The following is a 23,567-nucleotide window of genomic DNA, read 5'->3' on the forward strand; positions in this document are numbered from 1 at the left end:
CTCTTGAGCGCAGCGAAAAGGACAGCGTACTCCCGAGACGCAATTCGGGAAGGACAGCGTACTCCCGAGACGCAATTCGGGTGGCGCAACTCGGGGGTATTTGGCAAATTCACCAGCCGCGTTCCTGAAGGGCTTCCTGCACAGGGATCATATCTGCGCTGATGCCTTTCATTCCTGCGCCCACGCCTTTTGAGATCTCTGCAAGTTTTGCAGGGTTATCGTAGTTGTTTACGGCTTCAACAATTGCTTTTGCCATCTTTTCAGGGTTTTCGGCTTTGAAAATTCCTGAACCTACAAAGACACCGTCTGAACCAAGGCGCATCATGAGAGCTGCATCAGCAGGGGTTGCAACTCCGCCGGCTGCAAAGTTCACTACAGGAAGGCGCTGCATTTTGGAGGTCTCTACTACGAGCTCGATAGGGGCTTCAATCTCCCTTGCGACCATTATAAGCTCTTCTTTGGTCTTACCTCTAAGTGCACGGATTTCGCCCTGGATCTGTTTCATGTGCTTTACTGCCTGGCTGACGTCGCCTGTTCCGGCTTCACCTTTTGTCCGGATCATGGCTGCGCCCTCGTTAATCCTGCGGAGGGCTTCACCAAGGTTTCTGGCTCCGCAGACAAAGGGCACTGTAAACTGTGTTTTGTCTATGTGGTAGAAGGGGTCGGCAGGAGTAAGGACTTCGGATTCGTCTACCATGTCAACGCCGAGTGCTTCGAGAATTTCGGCTTCAACAAAGTGCCCGATCCTTGCTTTTGCCATAACAGGGATAGTAACCGTATCAATGATCTGCTGTACTATTTCGGGATCTGCCATGCGGGCTACACCGCCTGCTTTTCTTATATCTGCAGGGACAGCCTGAAGGGCCATAACAGCAACTGCTCCGGCTTCTTCTGCGATCCTGGCCTGTTCGGGAGTTGTCACGTCCATGATCACACCTCCCTTTTGCATCCGTGCAAAGCCCCGCTTGATAAGTTCGGTCCCGTGTCTCAATTTTTCAAAGTCCATGAATGTCATCCTCGTTGTTTTGATCAGGTATATAAGATATATAAGTTATACTGCCGTGAGAAATATGTTCCACAGGTGAAACGGCTATAAAGTCCTTTCCACCAGTTACAACCAGCAGGTTGCGATTTTCAGTTTGCTGTTTCTCCAGTGAATTATGAATACGCTCAATAGTAAAAGGCATTATTTAAGCTATTCCTTAATTGTAGAGTACAGACTAAATTAACTTACAGAGATTTAAAATTTTTTATTTTTTATACTGAAGGTTAACATCTCAACTGTCTTTTTTCACCAGCTATTTAACACAGCTTATGATATGGATATTTGATACCGTTTTTAGGATTTACTAAATATATTTATAACTAAAATCTTAATCGGATCTGGTTATTTACGAAATAATATTATTTTAACCTTCTCAATATAATAGTGGGCATCTAGCAATGGGTAACCGGAAATTACCCCAGTATTCCTTTTATTTTTTTCTTTACTCAATCTGCTCCGCAGAGGTTCTATAGTACAGACCCAATTTCACACAGGTGTTTACGGAGATCCATATGGTAAATGCAGGGATAAAAGACTTTAGAAATTCAATAAACGTGGTTCCACTGTAACCTGCCATACCCATAGAATCAAATCCGATATCAAGAACAAGGCTGGATAAACCGAATATTAAGAGCGTTATTAATACCCTGAGAGCTCTCTGCTCCTTGCTTCCAGTATCTTCAGGAAGCCCTTTTCTTATTATAAGAAGGTATGCTGCGTTTGTGCCGAGGAAAAATCCTGCAACTTCCCCGCTTATAAGCGATAGGGATAAAAGAATAACAGGAACAACAAACATAGTCAAGTAAAAAAAGAGGTTCTTTTGCCGGAAAACAGGCTGAAAATTCTGTTTATTAAAAAACTCTTCCTTAAAAGGGCTTTTAAGGAAATATGTAAAGGCAGAAAGGAGAACCAAACCCAGAACAAATCCTCCAAGCACGTCTCCTAAAAAATGCCTTCCAAGGTACATCCTTGAAAAAGCCATGAGCAACACCACCATGGGAGCCATCCTGCTGATCAGCCTGCTGTTGAATACATGAGAAGCTCCTCCCCAGAGTGCAGTGGTGAGTGCAACATGCCCTGAAGGGAAACCGAAAGGAGAATCGAGAAATACTTTTTGAAGGCGAAACGCTTCAAGAATCGCCCTGTCCGGAAGTTTAAAAAAGCCTGACTCTTCGTTTCCATTAAAAGGAGATATATTTTCTATTCCACTTTCCAGGTTAAGTACCCTGCTGTCTACAAAATCCGGTCGCGGGAAGGCTATCAGCGCTTTCAGAGTCTCGGTAGAGAGCGCAGTCCAGAGTAACAACTGGAACAGAAGAAAACCCTTTTTAAAATCAATTCCGAAGGAGGCAGTAATTACTATGCCTGCAAAAAAAGCGGCAGAACCCATTGAAGTTATCATAACCATAAGGAAAGTGAACCATTCGGTTCCAAGAGATTGAAGGTAAAGTATGGGCTCTGTCTGAAACAAGCGATCAGGCTCCTGATTAAATGTTTGTTGGGAGAAAGATATTCGACTTTACCAAAAAGCCGGGAACATCTAAAAAGTTTATGCTGGTCATATGATACTGTTTTTATAAAAAAGTTGAGCTGAGGCAATCGCCTTATTGAAAGAATAAAAAACAGGAGAGAATAAAACAGGAGAAAATAAAACAGAAGAGAATAAAACAGAAGAGAATAAAACAGGAGATAATAAAACAGGAGATAATAAAAAATGGAGTAAAATAAAAAAGGAGGAAAATAAAGGACGGAAAAATAAAGAAAGAAAAAGGAAATTAAAAAATCAGTGTAGGTCCTTACGGACTTCTTTCCAGTTCTTTCCTGCACAGATATTTTTTGCGATTTTTACTGCATCAAGAGGAGTTTTTCCATACACTGAGTTACAGAAGGTCTCAACAAAGCGTTTGTCTACGGCAGCCCCTCCGCAGGCTACAGGGACGTCTTCGGACTCCAGAACTTCTGCAAGGACTTTAAGGCCTTCTTTCGTTGTGCTCATCAGGGTTGTTCCGACAACAAGGTCAGCATTTGCTGCTTTTACGGCTTTGACGGCCGCTTCCACTGTTATGTCGTTTCCAAGGTCAACCACTTCGAAACCATTTGCCCTGAGAATAGCTGCTACAATGTTCTTGCCTATATCATGCAGGTCTCCTTCGATAACAAGGGATACCACTTTTCCCTCGTAACGGATCTCTCCTATCCTTTCCTGGCAAAGTTTTACCCCTCCAATGAGAGCCTCATTTGCCAGCAGGATTTCAGGCATATAGCTCTCTCCGATGTCGTAAAGCTCGCAAACGGTCTGAATTCCGGGCATGAGGGCATTTAAGACAAGGTCTGCAGGGTCTTTTCCTTTTTCAAGCAGGGCAGCTGTGAGCTTTATTGTTTCGTCACTGTCTCCCACGATTACTGCTTCTTTCAGGACTGCATATTCGGGATCTTTCGGTTTGCTCTGCTCCTTTATCTGGCTGGCAGTAATGGCCTTTCTGTTCATGTCACCAAGATCCAAACCGAGGCCGATCATAATCCCTTCGTCAATGAGTCTTTTGAATTTAGCAGGCTCATTTTCTTTAACTTCGAAGATTTTCTGGACTGCAATGTCGATATGCCTGATCATCTCTGCATCCCTCCCAGGACATTTTCTTTCATGTTCCTTCCAATGCCAATTCCAATCTGCCTGATGAGGTCTTCCACGTCATCGTACTTCGGGATCGGAGTTTCTTTGCAGGCTCTAACATATGCTCTGAGGTTTTCGAGGGGGGTTCCGTAAGAGATTCCACATGCAGTCCCGACAATATCAGTTCCCTGTAAGATGCATTCCCGGGTTCTGTTATAGACCTGTTCCGGAGTTCCGTTTGGCATCAGGTCTATGACGTCCAGGCTTCCGAGAATAGACATCTCGTTGCCCATTACCTGACGGCAGTACCAGACCGGAACAGTATCAAAGGAGAAACAATCAAGTCCGCTCTGCTTTATGTAAGGCAGGAGTTTACTGGAATCTCCACAGATGTGCAGGATCTGGGGGCAGCTTATTTCCTTTGCCAGTCTTTTGTGGGCAGGAAGTACAAATTCTCTATAAGTTTCCGCAGAAATCAAACTGCTGGAAGCCGAAGGGTCTGCAAGGAAGAGGATATGCGCTCCATAAGCAGCCTGCAGCTTTCCGTAAGCTACAACAAAATCGGTTGCTGCTTCAATGAAGTCATGGGCTTTTTCCGGGTCTGTTTTAGTCCACCGGGCAATGTTTTCAACGCCTGCTATGTGGCCTGCTACCGTAAACGGGGCAGTGAGTAAAGGGATAACAGGGAGCATCCCATCATAACGTTTCCTCAGTTCTTCAATTGCTCCAAGCACTACAGGAATTCTTCCGGCTTCTTCCATTTTGTCGGACCATGTCACATCTGCAGGGTTTGTGTAAACTGGTCCGGTTACTGGAGGTCTGTCCGGCTTATCCCAATCAAGTTTACACCCCAGAACTTCAGCTTCGAGAGAGATGTCAAACTGGGGCCTTGCAGCCTCAATGCCGCAAACCTCATAGGGAGCGGCTGCAAGATCTGCCATCATTTTGCTGTCAAAATGAGCTTTCGGCCAGGAGGCATTGCAGATTGCCATTAATTCGGTCGTGGTCTGAGCCAGAGGGTTTGCAGGGGGTACATAATCGACCCTGCCTCCGAGCACTGCTGCCAGAGCTCGTCGGGTTGGAGTCATCTCGCTTACCATATTTACTCTCCTTTTTAATTCACATTTAAAGTTCGTAATATATTTTATACATAATATTTCATGCTTAATATATTAAATGAGTTATACTAAGAATCTGGATCACAACTCAAGGATTGTTCTTTGATCAAAACTATGGAGTTAAAGGAGCAGTGATCCGCTGTCAGGTGGAAGCCTGATAAACCCATTTTTGCGGTCCTTTTTCCTTTTCTTCTTTTGATTATTGAAGGGAATACAAAATTAAACCAGGGTTATGCAAAAGTTCGCGGCTATATCATTTACCCTTGTTAATATGTTCATCAAAATATTTAAACTGGGTATATTTTGATGATATAGAAAAAATCATATATGTCTAAATTGCGTAAAAAACAGATTTTATAAGTAAGATTTAAAAGGAAAAGTTCAGATTCTGTTTTTCGAATTAATTAAAATGCCTCACCTTCAGGAAGATTCATCCTCATATTTTGATTCTTATCCGGTTTAGACTTTTCTTTTTTAATGGATTCTGTTCAAAGATTATATCTTTTGATATATAATTAGTGCATACTTATATTAGGATCAATAAAATTGAATGTAATCGTAATTAACAGGGAGATGTCGCGTTCTGGAGTAAGGATATCACAGGAGCATGACATCCTTCAAAAGAAGATTATATGAGGAGTTATATGAATAGAACCAAATTACTGATAGTGCTTTTAATTCTGGGGAGTTTTCTTAGCGCTACGGGCTGCACTGAGTCTTCGGATTCGGACGGTGTGCCGGAAGAGCCTGATTCGCCGGAACCTATCCCGGAAGGGCCGGAGGCTAACGCAGGCGCAGAAAACGAAATTGGGAATAGTTCCCTTGATTCTGAACCTCAAAGCATGAATATTGAGGTATCTGAAAACGCAGGACAGATCCAGACCCAAACGGTTAATATTACAAGCGAGGACAAGGAATATCCTGCATATGTTGCTGCGCCTACCGAAGGGGAGAATTATTCTGCTGTGGTGTTGATTCACTCTTTTAACGGGCTCGAACCTGGGTACAGAGATATGGCTGACAGGATGGCAGAAGACGGGTTTGTTGTGATCGCTCCGGAGTGGCAGACTTATTCTCGCTCTCCTCCTGATTCGGAAGTAGAAGCTCTTGTCAGAAGCAGCATCAATTATCTGGAGGACAGGGATGATGTTAACGCTGAAAAACTGGGCCTCACAGGCTTTTGCGCGGGCGGCAGATATACCATGCTCTTCCTGCCCCAGATAGAAGAATTTGAATCTGGAGTCGCATGGTACGGTTTCCCTTACTCAGGAGGCACTGAGGCACAGCCTGACGAGCCAGCAAGTTTCATAAGCCAGCTTGAGGACCCGATCCTCATTATACATGGAACCCGTGATGAGCCGAGCAATATTACGGATATATACAGGTACGCAGGCGAACTGGATTCAGCTGACAAATACTTTGAGCTTAAAGTTTACCAGGGCGAACCTCACGGCTTCATGATCGAAGAAGGAGAGCTTTCTGAAAGTTTCGTTGCGCAGGATGCATATGAGGAAATGATTGGTTTCTTCAACAGGACACTGAACAATCCGGAACTGGAGAATACATCTCAGTGACCTCTGCTTCAGCAACCTTTCTGAGTAGCCGGAATAAAAGACCCATGAGAGGATTCCATCCATCTCATTAATTCATATTTTTACTAATTATTTTTTTACTAATTAGAGTTTATTAATTAGTTTTTACTAACTATTTTTACTAACTATTTTTTACTAATTAATTCACTTTTGTTTTTTGCAAAATGACCATTTCATGTGTATTCCACAAAAACAACCATTTTTTCAATTTCTGAGAAAATTTACTTCCTTCCGGAAAAATAAAGGCTTACAGGCTATTTTCAGAGGGGATTTTTCTTAAGATATCGTCTTTTCATTACCTAACTATATTTGAGAGACAAAAACAACTTTGCAACTCCCGAACACGTTTTTTCACAAAACAAATATATCTTTAATTATTATAATTAAATAAAAAAACACTTTTTTCCAGGAATACGGTCATGGTAAATATACTTTCTCACCTGGGGGTAGGCATTCTTATTGCCCTGGCTTTAGGCCTGAGGGGAAAGAAGCTGTATATAGTGGCTTTACTTTCCATACTTCCGGATCTTGACATCATTCCATACTCAGTATTTATTTCCGTAAGCAATAGCCTGACCCATGAGGCAAGAAACCAGTTTTTTTATCTCTGCGGGCACAGGGAATTCACGCATTCTATTCTTTTCATTTCCCTTATCACATCTTTTATCTGGATCAGGAGCAGGGATCTGATCTTTACTCTTGGAGGATTTCAGTCCCTTTTATCCCATGTTTACCTGGACTATATAACAACCTGGAAAATGAGGCCTTTTTATCCGCTCAGTACAGATGCATCCATAATCGGAGCAGCTTACTTTTATGACCCTCTGCTAAACTTGCTGCCGCTTCTTCCGTTCTTGATTATATTCGCTATCGGTCTGGAGAAGAAAAGGATAATGAATGGAAAATTCAACAAATTATACAGTTTCATGAATAGGAGTGACGATAAGCTTTATGCATCCATGGTTCTTGTTTTCCTGCTCTGGCTTACTTTTATGCCTGTTTCAAAAGCCTTTCTGATAAATCACATATCAGGGTCAGAAGAAGCCCAGATAAGTTACCAGAATACTTATCCCGAATCTACTAACAGGTTCCTGACCGCGTATTCGTTTAATTCCACCCATTATAAAATTATGAAAATCAGCTACCTTTCGGGAGTTGAAGAGAGCGAGTATGTAGAAAAAATCTCAGTAAATGGAAACATACCGGACGCTTCAGTCTATATTGAAAGAGCAAAAAGACTCTATAGCTCAGGCGTTCCCCAGGAAATTGACTATCCTGTTTACGAAGTATCCGAAGATGACGGCTTAGTAACGGTAACCTTGAGTGACGCAAGAAACCCGTATACTGAAAACTGGGCTTATTTTAAATCAGTCTACAGGTTTATTTTTAACAAAGAAAGCGGGGAATACCAGGTTTATGCAAGTGTCCAGGGGGATAGTGAAGAAAAACTCGGTGAAAACTGGTTCATACATGATGTTTGAATAATATCTTTTTAGGGACACTGTAGATAGTTTTCGGGAAACAAGATAATTATCCATTTATTTATATAATAGAAGAAAGATAGAGAAGATGTATCACCAGTCTTCAGAATTTCGTTATCCGAAAAACCTCTATTCAAAGTTTCCGAATAAAGAATACCGGCCTTTATTCGGAATAATACAAGCCTTATTAAGAATAATATTAACCTTTATTCGGAATAATACAAGCCTTATTAAGAATAATATTAACCTTTATTCGGAATAATACTATTCATACAGAGTTGCTTTCTACAGTAGAGCGATTCTCTGCTATGTTTTTGTATCTAATTAGTAAAATATCTTTGACAATAAAAACGTCTTTAACAATAAAAATATCTTTAACAATAAAAACCCAAAAAATAACACGCTAATAACGCCAAAGACATAAATTAATGGTAGATTTATGGTAAACACACTTTCTCATCTTGGAATCGGTCTGCTTCTTGCCCACGCCATGGGCTTTAGAGGAAAAAAGAGACTTGCTCTGGTTCTCCTTTCCATAGTTCCTGACCTTGATTATTTCAGCTATTCTCTATTTACGCTTATCAGCGGCAGTGTAAGCCACGAAGCACGTAACCAGCTTTTCTTTTTAATGGGGCACAGGGAGTTTACGCATTCGATATTCTTTGCATTTATTATTGCACTTCTTATCTGGCTCAGAACTAAAGACAGGACTTTCACATTTGGGGGATTCTTAGCTGTCTTTCTGCACGACTTCCTTGATTATACAACAAATGCCAAAATGCGGCCTTTCTATCCGTTCAGCACAGATGAGTCTGCACTTAGAGCCATTTATCCTTTCGACCCAGTAATAAATATCATTCCCCTGCTGCCTCTTTTCATTGTAGCTGCGGAGTATATTAAAAACAGGGGCAGATGGACTATTAAAAGTAAGAGAAGTAAGGATGCCTGGAACATCAAAGGGGAAGGTTTATGGAATCCTGAAAACAGGAGCAAATGGAGCATTAAGAACAGAGATAACTGGAACCGAAAATTAAAAGCGCTCAATGTATTCCATAAGTTTATAAACAGGAAAGAAGGCAAATTCTACGCTTCTTTCATTATTGTCCTCCTGATCTGGACCACAATGTTCCCGGTTGCAAAAATCTTCCTGACGGACCGCATTTCCCGGTCTGAAGGAGTTGAGATAAGCTATAACGATACTTATCCGATATCCGTAGGCAAGTTTCTGGCGGTTTATCCTGCCAGTGAAAATAGTTACAGGCTCTTTGAAGTAAGCTACTGGTCAGGAGTCGAAAAGAGTTTTTACGTAGATAAAGTAACCGTCACCGGAGACGTCCGGGATGCCTCCGATTATGCCGAAAGAGCCGGAAAGCTGTACAACAACTCAGTGCCTCAGGCTATTGATTACCCTGTTTATTCGGTTTCCGAAAAGGACGGGTATGTAACCGTAATTTTAAGTGATGCCAGAAATCCGTACGTTAAAAACTGGCCCTATTTCGATACGGTTTACAGGTTCGTGTTTGACAGGGAAAGTGGAGAATACGAGGCATATGAAAGCCATTACGGGAGAGAGGAAAAAAAGCTTGACAGGAATTATTTTGAATGATTGCACAAAAAAACAATAGAATAACATAACTGTGCTTGCCTGACACAGTTATGCTAAAAAATAATTTTCTGAAATAATTTTCTGAAATAATTTTCTGATTATTTCCGAATCTTCTGGAAGTATTTGTCGATTTCTTCCCAGTTAATTATGTTCCAGAATGCATCTACGAATTTGGCCTTTTCATTTTTGTAATCAATATAGTAAGCATGTTCCCACATGTCCAGGACCATAAGAATCGGATAATCAGGAACTACATTCACATTATGCTTCTCTATCTGCATAATCATAAACCTCTGTGTATCTTCACAGTAGGTTAATGCTGCCCACGCTGATCCCTCTGCGGTCAATGCAGCCTGGGAAAACTCCTTTTTAAACCTGTCAAAGCCTCCGAGGTCTTCTTTGATTGCTTCAGCCAGCTCGCCGACAGGCTCTTTGCTGGCATTGCTTTCGGGAGTCATCTCCCACCAGAAATAGTCATGAAGGACATGCCCGCCCATATTAAAAGACAGAGCTTTTGCAGTTGCCTTATAATCAAAGTCAGTGCCTTCTTTCCTGGCTTTATCCATCATTTCGATAAGCGAATTTGCATTGGTCACATAAGCCTGATGGTGTTTGTCATGGTGTATGCGCAGCTGTTCTTCGGAAATATAAGGCTCGAGGTCTGCGTATCCGTACTTCAAAGGTGGTAACTCGTACAACTTTTTAGCCATATTATCTACCCTCATTTATATTCTGACCGGAGTTACAGAATTTACAAAAGAACTCCTGCAGGGCTGTGTCTGTACATTTATCTGTAGATTACAGTGCCAGTGGCTTACAGTTGCCAGTCACTTACAGTTGCCAGTGTCCGTACAGCTGCCTGTGGTTTACGGCTGTCTGTAATTCCCTGTACTTCCAGCTCAAGAAGTCCCACTTCCAAATTCTGCTAACCAATCTTCCCCTTAACCGCTAACAGAAATTCATCTTATAGCTATTCTGCACCGCGTCTTTTAAAACACACATCAAACCACTGTAAGGAATTTTATGTGCAGAATCCGATGCAGAATTTAAATTCACACTCAAATGCAAGTTAAATGCAGAATATAATTATACATCGAACCTATTTAAAGGTAAAAGATAAAACTTATGTCATATATTTGTAAAAGCAGGTCTGAGAATCCGGCAAAATTCAGGCAATCTAAATAATTATAATTATCAGAAATTAGGAACAAACTTACTCGGAATAAAAAATCAAAAACAAAAGTAAATTCAGGGATAAAACAAATGGTAAACACACTCTCCCACCTTGGGATCGGTTTCCTGATCGCTCTCGCCCTCGGCTTCAAAGGAAAAAAGCGAAATATGGTAGCGTTTCTGGCAATCCTTCCCGACCTGGACTTTATTCCATACATCCTTTTTGCCCTCCTGAGCAGCAGCGTAAGCCACGAGACCAGAAACCAGCTCTTTTACCTCCTGGGCCACAGGGAGTTCATGCACTCCATCCTGTTTATCCTTCTTATCACGCTCTTTATATGGCTAAGGACAAAAGACCGCCTGTTTACAGCAGCCGGATTTGCAGCTATTCTATCCCACAGCTACCTCGATTATGCTACAAGCTGGAAAATGCGTCCCTTTTACCCTTTCAGCACCGAATCCTCTATCATGGGGGCAGTTTACTTTTTCGATCCCATAGCAAATTTACTGCCCCTGCTGCCCCTCTTTATCGTGCTTGTTGGATATCAGAAAAACCGGGGCAGATGGAACAGCAAATTTAATAACTTCTGTACTTTTGTAACCAATAACCACCGCAGCCTATACAGGATACTCGCAGTTGTGCTTCTGGTCTGGATTACAGTCCTTCCGGTGGCGAAGTTTTTCCTTGTCAACCAGGTTTCCGAAGCCGAAGAAACAAAAATAAGCTACCAGGGAACCTACCCGGTTTCGCCCGGAAGATTCCTGACAGCGTACGAGTGTAACGATACGCATTTCAAGATTATGGAAATCAGCTATCTTTCGGGCATCGAGAGAAGTGATTTTATCGAAAAGGTTAACTCAACAGGCGGCGTTCCCAACGCAGCTGCCTATGCTGAAAGAGTTGGGGAGGAACTCTACAGTACAGCCGTTCCTCAGGAAATCGATTATCCTGTTTATTCGGTTTCCGAAAACGGGGGTAATGGTTCGGTAACTGTCCTGCTGAGCGATGCAAGGAATTCTTACGTTGAAAGTTGGGCGTATTTCAGGACGGTTTACAGGTTTGTTTTTGATAAGGAAAGTGGGGAATATGAGGCTTATGCGAGCGAGCAGGAGGGGAGGGAAAGGAGGTTGGAGGGGAATTATTTTAAGTACAATTAAGAGTACTAATCCATTAAAATCGTAAAGTAGCTGTTAACCTCTTTATCTGAGATTCATGCCCAAATGAGTATAACGATGCTATTTAATCGGATAGCAGTTAGCATATTAGGCAGCAAAAAAGAAATCTGAGGTATTAGGTGATTATCAAAAAGAGATAGGATAAAAATGTTGTTTCTTGAAGCATCTATAGAGCGTCGGATTAACAACTTTTGGTTGAGTTTTCGTGTTAAATTTCTTTATTGGAATCAATTCCGTGATCGCAGAAATCTTGAAATGACTGATCCATATAATGGACCTTCTCTTTTACATTGAAAAAGCGTTCGTATCTTTTTTTTTCAGCCTCTTTTTCTTTTTCAGCCTTTTCTTCGTCTCTAGTTTTAGTACTAGTGCTGCGATTCCGAAATATGTTCACAAAACTTGAATTTTGAATTGACCCGGAGATCATGGATTTTTCCGAGAAATAGGGAATCAATTTTGGAATCGAAACACTAGGTGAATTTATTATATATATTTCTGGAGTGTTACCGTTGTTAATTTCAGCTCTCTTAAGAAGATATTTGACGTGAATATCAGCATCGGAAAATGAATAACCACAAAAAATAATATTTTTAGCTTGTCTCAAGGCAATTTCAGATTTGTACCATATTTGCTGCAAATAAAAATTAGACATTACTTTGAAGAATGTAGGTGGAATAATGATTGGAATCATCTCACTGCCACATTTTTTACATTTCTCAGACTTAAAAACAAGACCAGGAACACTTTTTTCTTTTGGAGTCAACGTTAGAGCTATACAGGTCGGACAATACAGCCAATTAAGTGAGCCGTGTAATTTGTACAGAAAAATAGATTTTCTGGGGCGTGGCCTCTTCCACGAGTTATCAGATCTTGGACATTCTTGATTATTCTCAAAGTTTGCAAATTCAACTCCATAATCTAAATCATAGAATGGATAGCAATTGGTTAGCGCATTATCGATTAATATATCATAATTTAGACTTATAAATGCAGTTTTAGAAAGAGTTCCTTCCCCAGCTAATCTTTCTACTAAATTTCTATGGTGACTTAACCCGATATTCAATTTTTCTTTTATTGTAATTGCCATTAAAAATATTAGATCCTGTCTAATTCTTTGTATATCAGGGTGATCTGCAGATAAATCATAACCTTTAAAACTTTCTCCTCTATTTAACGCTATTTCAAGTACTCCTAAAGCTTCTTCAAATGTGGGAAAACTTGTATTTTCTAGATTTGTATATTCTAGTTCATTTAGATTAATCCCAAAGAAATTATTGAAAAAATCTATCAATCTTTCATGTGATTTTTTATTATTAGAATTTCTATTTTTTGATGACAATTCAAAATAATCTCTAAATAATTCATTTTGAAGAGGTGCTCCATCCGCCTTAGAAGCACCTGCTCCAAGAAATATTATATTCTCTATATTGGAGTTAGAGTTATTAGATCTATCATTCATACTATTTCCTTCTAAATATGAACTTTATTGCCTAATATTGGAGCTTTGGAGTATGTTGATCTGAACTGGTTATTTCGGAGTATTATGTTAAAAATAACAAATTTAAGATTAATTATACTTCCGATATATTACAGTTTTTAGTTTTGTTTCTGGAAAAAATCCTTATTCATGATCTTATGGCTGCCCTGTTTTTAAGAAATATCGAAACTCAGATCGGCTCTAAAAAATGAAAATTCTGAGAATTACACTCTCAGGTACCGTAATATCAAAAATGTTTTCAAAATAGTTCTTTTTTTGAAAAAATTAATCTATGTGCAACAACATTTAAAAGAATAGGAAGGTGTTGCTGTGAATTACTTTACTGTATTTACGGATTTATTGCTGAGACCTTCGGAATTCTTCAAAAAGATGCCTCGTGAGGATAATTTATTTCATGCTTTGATTTTCAGCATAGTGTCTTTGATAATTACAGCATTGATAGGGCATTTTTTCGGAACAGTTTATGTAAGCAAATATCTAGCAATTCCAGGAACAATTTTCATTAAAGAAACTTTCGCACTTTTTATTGATCATCTAATTTTTACGGCAGGCAGTATTGTCTCTTTCGCACTGTTTGGAGCCAGAGGGAGATATAAAGATAGTTTCATAATATTGGCTTACTCTACAGCAGTTTTGCCTCTAGAGTTTTTACCCGTGTTCCCTATAGATGTAATAATGAGTATTTACTGGGTACACATATGCATTCGAGGCGGACAGTTCGTTTATGATTTAAGCTATTGGAAGTCGTGCCAGATTGTATTGCTGGGAATAACTGTCATTCCCTTTCTGCTTATAATTCTTACAGTTGAACTTATATTTGATTTATTTAACCCAAAAATCATTGAATTCTTAGCGGTTCTGTTTCTTTAATTCCCTCAGCTTATTTTCATGCCATTTGTTTGAAAGAAATTTGAAAAACAGGTTTCACAAATACAAAAAAATTGCCTTCTTTGTATTGAGAAATTTTTAAGACTAAAATCCCGCCTCAAAAATAACTTCCCTATCCGGCTCCCTTTCGAACTGAAAACCCGCCGCCGAAAATTTCATTCATCTGGATTTCTCAGGAAACCAGATTATCTTTCATAAAAGTCAAAGATATATAATTCAAAAAATTAGCAACGAGAGAGCTACTACTGAAAAGGCATTAGCAGAAGTATTCAGTGAATTTAGTTAAAAAAGCATATCAAATGATTAGTACTAAGGACAATATATTCTAGATGGTATATATAATTAGAAGTAATATAGGAAATATATTCATTGAAGCTGAGATTCGGACACACCTATCTCAAGATGAAATGAGTATGCGAAATAGGAAACCTGGTAGAAGATCGTCTGTTGAGAATAATAAACGACTTGGATGTTGTTTATTGGATTTGAGGAGTACCTCCGTGCTGCTCAAAGATTAAAACAGTCTATCTTCCACCTACCTCCCTTCGAGACTGAGATGAGAGCCGGAAACCAAACCCCAATAGGTTACCGGCGGGGAAAGTTAGAGTGAAGGATTATTTCCTTCACTCATTTCTCTAGTCCGAATTTCTGCTACTTAAATCTCTGTAACTCAAATTTTCAACTATTCAGTATTTTTCTTCTTCGTCTTCGCCTTCTTCGTCTTCTTCTGCTCCTTCGACCTCTTGATCTTCGGCTTCTATATCTTCTTCGGATTCGTCAATATCTTCGAATTCCTCGAGATCTTCGACTTCTTCCTCTTCGGCTTCTATCTCAGGTACTTTTTGTTTTGCTTTTTTGGCAAGGGCGGTAAGTTTCAGCTTCTCGTCTTCTTTTCCATTCTTAATCCTTGCCATACCGCTGACTTTGTCGCCGTGCTTGATATTCATAACCCGCACTCCCTGGGTGTTTCTGCCCTGGATCGAAATATCCTTTACAGGGATGCGGATAATGATGCCTTCTGCGCTCGTGAACATCAGCTCGTCGTCTTCAGCAACGGATTTAACGCTGGAAACAAAGCCGTTCCTGGGGTTTGTGACAATCGTGATCACTCCCTTTCCACCGCGGCGGTGTGAAGGGTACTGGGAATATTCCGTCCTTTTGCCAAAGCCGTTGTCTGTTACTGTAAGGAGAGTTGTGGTTTCGTCGACAAGGTCAAGGCTGACCACCTCGTCATCCGGTCCTTCAAGGGTCATGCCGCGGACTCCTCTTGCAGTCCTGCCCATTGGGCGGACATCTTCTTCAGAGAAGCGGATGGCTTTGCCTTTCTTTGAAACCATCACAATTTCCTTCTTTCCGTCGGTAAGTAGAACTCTCACAAGTTCGTCACCCTCGTCCAGGCTGACTGCAATTATGCCGGCTCTTCTCGGGTTCTTAAATTCGGAGAGCGGAGTCTTCTTGACCGTGCCTGCTCTTGTTGCCATAAGGAGGTATTTATCTTCAGCAAACTCTTCCACGGAAATCATGGCATTGACCATTTCGCCTTCCTGAAGCTCAAGAAGGTTTACAATTGCTTTGCCTCTTGACTGTCGGGAACCTTCAGGAATCTCATAGACCTTCTGCCAGTAGAGCCTGCCCCTGTTTGTAAAGAAGAGAATATAATTATGGGTTGACGAAATGAAAAGGTTTTCAACAAAATCTTCTTCCTTCATTTCCATGCCTATAATCCCTCTGCCTCCGCGGCGCTGCATGGTATAGGTATCAAGAGGAATGCGTTTTATATAGCCGCCATTTGTGATTGTGACCACGACGTCCTCTTCAGGGATGAGGTCTTCGTCGCTCACATTTTCAGTGTTATGAACGATCTTCGTCCTGCGGACGTCCCCGTACTTTTCTTTGAGCTCAAGCAGTTCGGTCCTGATGATTTCGTACTTCAGTTCATCGCTTGCAAGGATCTTCCTGAGCTCTTCGATCAGCCTTATGAGAGCTTCAAGTTCCTCAAGAATCTTCTGAGTCTCAAGACCTGTCAGGCGCTGCAGGCGCATATCCAGGATAGCTTTTGCCTGAACCTCGTCAAGCGCAAAGTTTTCCATCAAGCCCTGTTTTGCTTCATCCGCATTTGCAGAGCCTTTGATAAGGGCAACAACTGCGTCTATGTTATCGAGAGCAATCCTTAACCCTTCTAAAATATGGGCTCTTTCTTCGCTCTTCTTCAGGTCATAAAGCGTCCTCTTCTGCACAATCTCCATTCTGTAGTCAAGGTAGATCTGAAGAAGCTGTTTCAGGTTCAGCTCTTTAGGTTTTCCGTCCACAAGGGCAAGGTTGATGACACCGAAAGTGGTTGCCATTTGAGTGTGTTTATAGAGCTGGTTCAGGATGACCTTTGGGTTTATGCCTTTTGAAAGCTCTATTACAACCCTGATCCCTTCCCTGTCAGACTCGTCCCGCAGGTCCGAGATCCCGCTAATTACCTTATCCCGTGCAAGCTGGGCGATATTTTCAATCAGCCTCGCCTTGTTTACCTGGTAAGGTATTTCGGTTACGATAATCTGCTGCCTGTCTTTTTTAAGCTCCTGAATTTCGGCGACCGCCCTGATCTTTACAGGGCCTCTGCCTGTCATATATGCGGATCTTATGCCTGCTGTACCAACAATGTGTGCACCTGTAGGGAAATCAGGACCTTTTATGACTGCCATCAGTTCCGAAATCTGGGTTTCGGGGTTCTCGATAAGCATCAGAATTCCGTCAATGACCTCGCTGATATTGTGAGGAGGCATGTTGGTTGCCATTCCGACAGCAATACCGGTCGAACCGTTGATAAGGAGGTTCGGAAGCTTCGCAGGGAGAACTTCAGGCTCTTCCAGGGACCCGTCATAGTTGGGCCTGAAAGGAACCGTCTCTTTCTCAATGTCAACAAGCATCTCCTTTGCAATTTTGTCCATACGGACTTCGGTATATCGCATGGCTGCAGCCGAGTCTCCGTCAATGGACCCGAAGTTACCCTGGCCGTCTATAAGGGGATACCTGAGAGAAAAGTCCTGAACCATACGCACGATACTGTCATAAACTGCAGAATCTCCGTGAGGGTGGTACTTACCAAGCACATCTCCCACAATACGGGCGGACTTTTTGTAAGGCTTGTCGTGTGTAATTCCGGACTCATTCATGGAGAAAAGAATCCTGCGGTGTACAGGCTTTAAGCCGTCACGGGCATCCGGGAGAGCCCTTCCGACAATTACGCTCATTGCATAGTTGATGTAGGAGCGCTTCATCTCATCATCGATAAGGATAGGAGTAACTCCTGACCTTACAGGTTCTTCGTCGTCCGGATATTCCAGGTCGGTGCCGTTGCCGGTTCCTTCTTCTAATTCAGGGTCTTCACCATGTTCTTCGGACGTACTGCCCTGTACTTCTTCTGATACTTCTTCTGGTACTTCTTCTATTTCGGACTCCTGCGAGTTTTCCGGAATAAGGGTTGCCTGGTATGATTTTTTCATTTCTGTTTCGGATTTGTTTTTATCTTCATTTTCTACCATTTTTCGCCACCTCAGATATCCAGGTCCACAACCTCTTTTGCGTGTGTTTCAATGAAATTTCTGCGAGGCTCGACCTCGTCTCCCATAAGGACACGGAAGATCTCATCAGCCCGGATTGCATCTTCCAGAGTAACCTGCAAAAGGGTCCGTCTCTCAGGGTTCATGGTGGTTTCCCAGAGCTGCTCGGGGTTCATTTCTCCAAGACCTTTGTATCGCTGGATGGCGACCCCTTTCTCTCCGCCGATTTCTTTTATCTTATCGGCCAGCTCTTTATCGGAATAAACGTAATAATCATTCTTTCCTTTCTTTACCTTGTAAAGAGGGGGCTGGGCAATGTACACGTATCCTGCATCAATTAGAGGTCGCATATAGCGGAAGAACAGAGTAAGAAGAAGAGTTCTGATATGTGCTCCGTCCACATCGGCATCGGTCATAATAATGACCTTATGGTAACGTGCATTATCGATATCGAAGTCTTCGCTAACTCCTGTCCCTATGGCTGTAAAAAGGGAAATAACCTCGTTGTTTTTCAGGATCTTTGCAAGCCTGGATTTCTCCACGTTGAGAATCTTTCCCCTGAGAGGTAGAATCGCCTGGAAACTTCGGTTTCTGCCCTGCTTTGCCGAACCGCCTGCAGAATCTCCTTCAACGATATAAATCTCACAGGCTGCAGGATTCTTCTCAGAGCAGTCAGCAAGTTTTCCTGGCAGGGTGCTGACCTCAAGTGCACTTTTTCTACGGGTGAGTTCCCTTGCCTTCTTTGCAGCTTCCCTTGCTCTCTGTGCGAGGAGAGCTTTTTCAAGGATAACGTTTGCAACCTTCGGGTTTTCCTCAAAGTACTCTGCAAGCCCGTCCGTTACAAGGGAGTCTACTATCCCTTTAACATCGCTGTTTCCAAGCTTTGTCTTGGTCTGCCCCTCAAACTGGGGTTCCATAAGCTTGACGCTGATTATGGCTGTCAGCCCTTCCCTTACATCGTCTCCTGTAAGCTTTTCGTCTTCTTTGGAGAGCTTGTTGGCTTTTATGTAATCGTTTGCTACTCTTGTAAGGGCGGTCTTGAAACCAATTATATGGGTTCCACCTTCGTGGGTGTTAATATTGTTTGCAAAAGAGTAAACGTTTTCAGTGTAGCTGTTCGTATACTGCATTGCAATTTCTACGACCATATCATCTCTTTGCCGCTCGAAATAGATCGGTTTTTCGTGAAGAGGCTGCTTCTTCTTATTCAGGTATTCCACGAATTCCACTATTCCTCCGCTGTAATTGAAGGTCTCTGCCTGCCCTTCAGGGCTTCTTAAGTCCCTCAGGATGATTGTAAGGCCACGGTTCAGAAAAGCCAGTTCCCTTAACCTGTTTGACAGGATATCATACTGGAAGTCCGTGGTCTCAAAGATTTTTGGGTCAGGTTTGAAGGTGGTTTTTGTGCCTGTAGAGTCCGAAGTTCCTATTTCCTGGACATCAGATTCAGGCTTTCCCCGGATATAACGCTGGAAGTACTTCTTTCCGTCCCTGCTTACCTCTACGTCGGTCCATTCGGAAAGGGCGTTTACTACCGAAACCCCCACTCCATGAAGGCCTCCGGAAACCTTGTAGGTATTTTTGTCGAATTTGCCTCCTGCGTGCAGAATAGTCATTACGACCTCAAGGGCTGACTTCTTGTGCACAGGATGCGGATCTATTGGGATACCCCTCCCATTGTCAATTACGGTTACGCTCCCATCAGGATTGATCGAGACATCGACCATTGTACAGAAGCCTGCAAGGGCTTCATCAATACTGTTGTCTACTACCTCATAGACTAGGTGGTGGAGCCCGCGGCCATCTGTGCTCCCTATATACATGCTCGGACGTTTTCGGACAGCTTCCAGGCCTTCAAGTACCTGGATATGCGAAGCATCATAAACCTGTTTATCACTCATCGTGGTTTATTCTCCATAAAAATCTGGTAAAGTTATTAATTTTAAATCTCATTACATATTACACATTTTTTAAAACTCGCAGGAAAACTCGGTTCGAAATCGAACTTTAAAAGTCGTGTTAATTCTCTGGGCCTTTGCTTTTTATTAGGATATTTTTATATTTAATAGTTATGTTTCTACAGTGAGACAGATTCAATATGCGCTCATACATTTTAAGCCTTTAGATCAGCCATATATTTAGCCAGAATTTTCTGTCATTAATGCCCCAAAAGTGATAAATTTTCGCAAAATTCTGTGCCCGAAAATGCCCTTTTAAGGCTAATCTTTCAATATGTTCTTGGTTTAAATAAATATTTGCTGTTTCACAGAGAAAAATTTGAATCTCTCAGTGCAGTCAGGGCATGACTCGCGGCATCTTAAAAGTTTCAGGAATAACTCAGGGGTACAAGTCTGATCTTAATTCCGGTCATTTAATCTAAAGATACTGGCTACTGGAAGAACAGATTGTCGAGAAACTGAACATAAAACAATCACAGGAATATATACAACATTTGTCCGGTTACACAGGTTCCAGTCTGCAGAAGAAGTTTAGATTTTAGATCTGTCTTATGGGCTCTGTTGATGAACTTATGCAACTCTCTGGCCCGCGAGACCCAGCTGGCGCAAAGCACGGGAAAAAGAAATGGTATATTGTAAAAATCAAGCGTGAGAAGATCAATCTATCAACCTGAAATAATAATAAGCACCCTCTACTCCTGAGCTAACTTCTTGCCAAAAACTGCTGGCAGAGAGCCAAGATTTTCGCTTTATTTTGATTTTCACTTTATTTTGATTTTCACTTTATTTTGATTTTCACTTTATTTTAATTTCCGCTTTGCTTTAATCACTACCAGCAGCTTTTTGCATGTTTGTCAAAATTTACAGGAATTCCCTTTATACAGGAATTCCCTTAAATCATGCCCATTTCTTTCAGCCGGTTAGGAAGATAAACCTCAGTTACGAAGTCCAGACCTTTTCCTGCAAAAGCCTGCTGTTCAGCCTTCTTGCCGATATCAAGCTGGAGCTGGATCTGCTCTTTCCAGTAATCAGACTCAAAGCGGGGGTCTGAAAGTTCACTCCTGAGTGCGCTTACATCCTGCTCCGTGAGCTTGTCGGTAGAAAGTTCATATTCCACGATATCGGACGGCTGAAGCCCAAGGAATTTGGCTGCCGGTGTTGCCATGAATTCAGAGAGGTGAGCGCTTTTTATGGCCCCGTATGCAACCGAGGCATAAATCCTGTAAGACCATGGGTCACCGTCAGTAAAAACCGCAACAGGAATCCCAAGTTCCTCGTTCATGCGTTTTATTATCCTTCGGGTCGACCGTGCAGGCTGACCCTTCAGGTGAACAAGAATCGCATTATAAGCTTCATCAAACCCGTTTTCCATAAGACGAGCATACATACCACCGGTTTCTATGGCTATAATCATGCTCGCATCATGTTTCCTGAACTCGATATTTTCTACATTGAAGGGGATCTGGTACCCGCCTTCCCCTACATCCTTCTGGCAGTGAATATCCCTTTCCCCGCGCTTTGTCATTTCCGTGATTTCAATCGGCCCGAACATTGTAGCCCCGTCTTCTTCGGGACGCATGTGGAAATACTCTCTCTGGAGGCTGGTCAGAATTTCCAGGTCCTCGATCAGGCGGTCGCTCTCACTCTGCTCTTTGAACTTGGCATAGTCCCAGCCTTCGGAAATATAATAAAGTTCTCGAAGTGTTGAGCCGCGGTTACGGGCAAGGTGCTCATTTATGAGAAAATCCGTTGCATAGGTTGTTTTAAGAAGCTGGAATGCGCCTTTTACGGTTTTTGCACTTCTTTCGCTTTCCCTATCTCCATAGACCCAGACATCGCTCTCGTCGGAATATTCCAGATTTGCTTTTGTCCGGCTCGGAAGGCTGACACTCGGGACAACCTCATCTTCAAACTGGTTATAAATCTTATCTGCAATCTCAAGGAGTTTTTCCTTAGCAATAGCGTCTCCCTTTCTTGTTTTGCTTCCTTCTTCTCCTTCCATTTTAAACACCCCTGAAAGCTTTTGCCCCGGTTACCAGTTCTTCTTCGATCCCTTCTACAATCAATTGAGGAAGCTTTTGGAGTTCCTCTTCGGTTGCGGATTCGATTTTGTAGCTCAACACTTTGGAAGACCCCGCAGCCGCCGAAATGTCCCAGACATAATCGTAATCATTGCCCATGGTCACAACCTTTGGCTCAGGCTTTGCCCCGCTGATTTTGCAGGGAAGCATTTCGTGCACTCTGAAAGAATAAGCAGAAGTCCCGAAATTCTTGACCTTAATTGCCACATCTGCAGTCCCGTCTCCATTAGTCCTGACTTTCCTGTGCACAAGCAGGTTTCCCATGATCTTTGCAACAACAGGATTTATGTCAGGGACATCTTTTTCCAGAATATTTGCAACCTTTGCTGCCATCTTTGGAAGAACCTTTGTAATTATAATCTCTTTTTCCCTGCGCTTCTTGAGGTTGCTCTGCTTGCTCAGGTAGTGCTTGAGTTTTCTTGCAACGTCTTTGATTGCAAGGTCGATTTCCTCTTTAATTACAGGAATATCTGCAATCGCATCCTTTGATTCGGAAGTAAAAGGCACGTTAATGGAAGCGACATGGATAAGGAGAATAACGGGACCAACAGGAATTCCCCCCCCGGGCTGGTTTAAGCCGTACTGTTTCCACTTTATGTCTTCCACAGCATGCGTTGTTACACAGCCGCCCTGCTGGTAAAGCAGAGGCACACGGTTTGCAAAGCGCATGATGCTGATTTTTTCTTCTTTTGGAAGGGTGCCCCCGTAAGCCATCCCGACTTCCACCACAAATGGATTTCCCGAATAAACGGCAGGTTTCCGTGTACTTGTGGCAATGAAGTCTACAGTCGTCTCTTTCTCAAGCCCCCGGTAAATAAGATCTTCACCAATTGGAGAAAGGCAATCAGTCGGAGGAGCCATAATCTTTACTTTTTCAAAAGCCTCGATCAGCTTTCTTGCTTCGTGACGCCCCAGTGCATGAGGGTCAATCTCCGGGTCAAGCCCTGCTGCTTTGCAGATTTCTTCGGCAGTCAGCAGCCCTATTTTACAAAAAGAGTAGCGGAGGAATGGAGCAAGTTTCTGGCGCTCGGTATAGTGGAGCATTTTCATGAGCGTTCCGAGTTCAATACCTTCAGGGTGAGGCAGGATTTCTTCTGCGGGATCAGGCATTTTGTCCGTAGCCCGTTCAAAGACTTCCTCATTGCCGTCTGGGTCGATAAGGGTTATCCTGGCATGCGGATTTACAATTGCAGTAGCTTTGAGATATTCGTAAATGGACTGTCTTCTCCCTTTTACGTAGGCAGCCTTCATTTCAAGCTCGATCTGTGTCCCATGCGGGCGGAACCAGTCCCTGACCTCGTCTATCAGGATATCAGGTTCATTTGTGCTGGTATTGATCATGAGCTCATAATAATGAGCGGGAGATGTCGGGCTGGTTTTAGAAAGGATTTTAGTGTGCCTGCCTGCAGTCATCTGGGCATAGAGGACAGCCGCCGAAATTCCTATTCCCTGCTGCCCCCGGCTCTGTTTGAGGGCATGGAACCTTGAACCGTAAAGCAGTTTTGCAAAGACTTTGGGAATCTGCTCTCTTATGATCCCGGGACCATTGTCTTCGATAATAACGGTTACATAGTCCTGTCCTGTCCTCTCGACCTGGACAAGGATATCAGGAAGGATTCCGGCTTCTTCACAGGCGTCCAGAGCGTTGTCCACTGCTTCTTTTACGGTTGTTATAAGGCTTCGAGGCGCAGAGTCAAAACCCAGGATCTGCCTGTTCTTTTCAAAAAATTCAGCTACACTTATCGATTTTTGTTTTTTGGCGAGTTCTTCTGCAATGGGGGTTTCCATG

Annotated in this window: 15 protein-coding genes; 5 read left to right on the forward strand and 10 right to left on the reverse strand. The window is 42.3% G+C overall.

The genetic code is table 11. The annotated features are described in order from the left end of the window. Positions 1-109 precede the first annotated feature (109 nt). The 4 genes from pdxS to RSJ42_RS10260 all read right to left on the reverse strand — a co-directional run bounded on the left by pdxS (position 110) and on the right by RSJ42_RS10260 (position 4,756). On the reverse strand, positions 110-1,006 hold the full coding sequence (gene pdxS / locus RSJ42_RS10245) for a pyridoxal 5'-phosphate synthase lyase subunit PdxS (RefSeq protein WP_410507196.1): 897 nt from the start codon (positions 1,004-1,006) through the stop codon (positions 110-112). Between the two features lie 481 nt (positions 1,007-1,487). After that, positions 1,488-2,516 carry a phosphatase PAP2 family protein gene (locus RSJ42_RS10250; RefSeq protein WP_410507197.1) on the reverse strand — a complete coding sequence of 343 codons (1,029 nt, stop codon included), beginning with the start codon at positions 2,514-2,516 and terminating at the stop codon, positions 1,488-1,490. Positions 2,517-2,828: 312 nt separating this feature from the next. Beyond that, positions 2,829-3,656, reverse strand: coding sequence for a cobalamin-dependent protein (locus RSJ42_RS10255; RefSeq protein ID WP_410507198.1), 828 nt, complete (start codon positions 3,654-3,656; stop codon positions 2,829-2,831). Next, the gene (locus RSJ42_RS10260; protein WP_410507199.1) at positions 3,653-4,756 is read right to left on the reverse strand and encodes an MtaA/CmuA family methyltransferase; all 1,104 of its coding nucleotides are present in this window, start codon (positions 4,754-4,756) and stop codon (positions 3,653-3,655) included. The genes RSJ42_RS10255 and RSJ42_RS10260 overlap by 4 nt, the downstream gene beginning before the upstream one ends. 662 nt (positions 4,757-5,418) lie before the next feature. On the opposite strand from RSJ42_RS10260, the gene RSJ42_RS10265 reads away from it, so the two are divergent. The 3 genes from RSJ42_RS10265 (at position 5,419) to RSJ42_RS10275 (ending at position 9,453) form a co-directional block, all read left to right on the forward strand. Next, complete coding sequence (locus RSJ42_RS10265; RefSeq protein WP_410507200.1) at positions 5,419-6,348, forward strand: dienelactone hydrolase family protein; 930 nt, start codon at positions 5,419-5,421, stop codon at positions 6,346-6,348. A gap of 437 nt (positions 6,349-6,785) precedes the next feature. Next, entirely contained in the window at positions 6,786-7,847 is a 1,062-nt protein-coding gene (locus RSJ42_RS10270; RefSeq protein WP_410507201.1) for a metal-dependent hydrolase, read from the forward strand. Positions 7,848-8,286: 439 nt separating this feature from the next. Next, positions 8,287-9,453, forward strand: a complete 1,167-nt coding sequence (locus RSJ42_RS10275) for a metal-dependent hydrolase (protein ID WP_410507202.1) — start codon at positions 8,287-8,289, stop codon at positions 9,451-9,453. A gap of 98 nt (positions 9,454-9,551) precedes the next feature. On the opposite strand, the gene RSJ42_RS10280 is transcribed toward RSJ42_RS10275, so the two are convergent. Next, on the reverse strand, positions 9,552-10,163 hold the full coding sequence (locus RSJ42_RS10280) for a superoxide dismutase (protein ID WP_410507203.1): 612 nt from the start codon (positions 10,161-10,163) through the stop codon (positions 9,552-9,554). Between the two features lie 553 nt (positions 10,164-10,716). Here RSJ42_RS10280 and RSJ42_RS10285 point away from each other — a divergent pair. After that, complete coding sequence (locus RSJ42_RS10285) at positions 10,717-11,784, forward strand: metal-dependent hydrolase (protein WP_410507204.1); 1,068 nt, start codon at positions 10,717-10,719, stop codon at positions 11,782-11,784. A 226-nt stretch (positions 11,785-12,010) separates the two neighbouring features. Here the strand turns inward: RSJ42_RS10285 and RSJ42_RS10290 are convergent, their stop codons facing one another. Further along, positions 12,011-13,261: an SIR2 family protein gene (locus tag RSJ42_RS10290; protein WP_410507205.1), complete on the reverse strand. Its 1,251-nt coding sequence runs from the start codon at positions 13,259-13,261 to the stop codon at positions 12,011-12,013. Positions 13,262-13,609: 348 nt separating this feature from the next. Between RSJ42_RS10290 and RSJ42_RS10295 the strand changes: the two genes are divergently transcribed. Next, a complete protein-coding gene (locus tag RSJ42_RS10295; protein ID WP_410507206.1) occupies positions 13,610-14,170 on the forward strand; it encodes a YIP1 family protein in 561 nt (186 codons plus the stop codon). 704 nt (positions 14,171-14,874) lie between these two features. Here RSJ42_RS10295 and gyrA read toward each other — a convergent pair. From gyrA to RSJ42_RS10315, 4 genes are all read right to left on the reverse strand, one after another. Beyond that, complete coding sequence (gene gyrA / locus RSJ42_RS10300; RefSeq protein ID WP_410507207.1) at positions 14,875-17,721, reverse strand: DNA gyrase subunit A; 2,847 nt, start codon at positions 17,719-17,721, stop codon at positions 14,875-14,877. Between the two features lie 11 nt (positions 17,722-17,732). Beyond that, positions 17,733-19,640 carry a DNA topoisomerase (ATP-hydrolyzing) subunit B gene (gene gyrB / locus RSJ42_RS10305; protein ID WP_410507208.1) on the reverse strand — a complete coding sequence of 636 codons (1,908 nt, stop codon included), beginning with the start codon at positions 19,638-19,640 and terminating at the stop codon, positions 17,733-17,735. 949 nt (positions 19,641-20,589) lie between these two features. Continuing rightward, positions 20,590-21,699 carry a DNA topoisomerase IV subunit A gene (locus RSJ42_RS10310; RefSeq protein ID WP_410507209.1) on the reverse strand — a complete coding sequence of 370 codons (1,110 nt, stop codon included), beginning with the start codon at positions 21,697-21,699 and terminating at the stop codon, positions 20,590-20,592. Between the two features lies 1 nt (position 21,700). Then, positions 21,701-23,566 carry a DNA topoisomerase VI subunit B gene (locus RSJ42_RS10315; protein ID WP_410507210.1) on the reverse strand — a complete coding sequence of 622 codons (1,866 nt, stop codon included), beginning with the start codon at positions 23,564-23,566 and terminating at the stop codon, positions 21,701-21,703. Between the last annotated feature and the right edge of the window lies 1 nt (position 23,567).

It is taken from the genome of Methanosarcina hadiensis, from assembly GCF_046529725.1.
Lineage (GTDB): Archaea > Halobacteriota > Methanosarcinia > Methanosarcinales > Methanosarcinaceae > Methanosarcina > Methanosarcina hadiensis.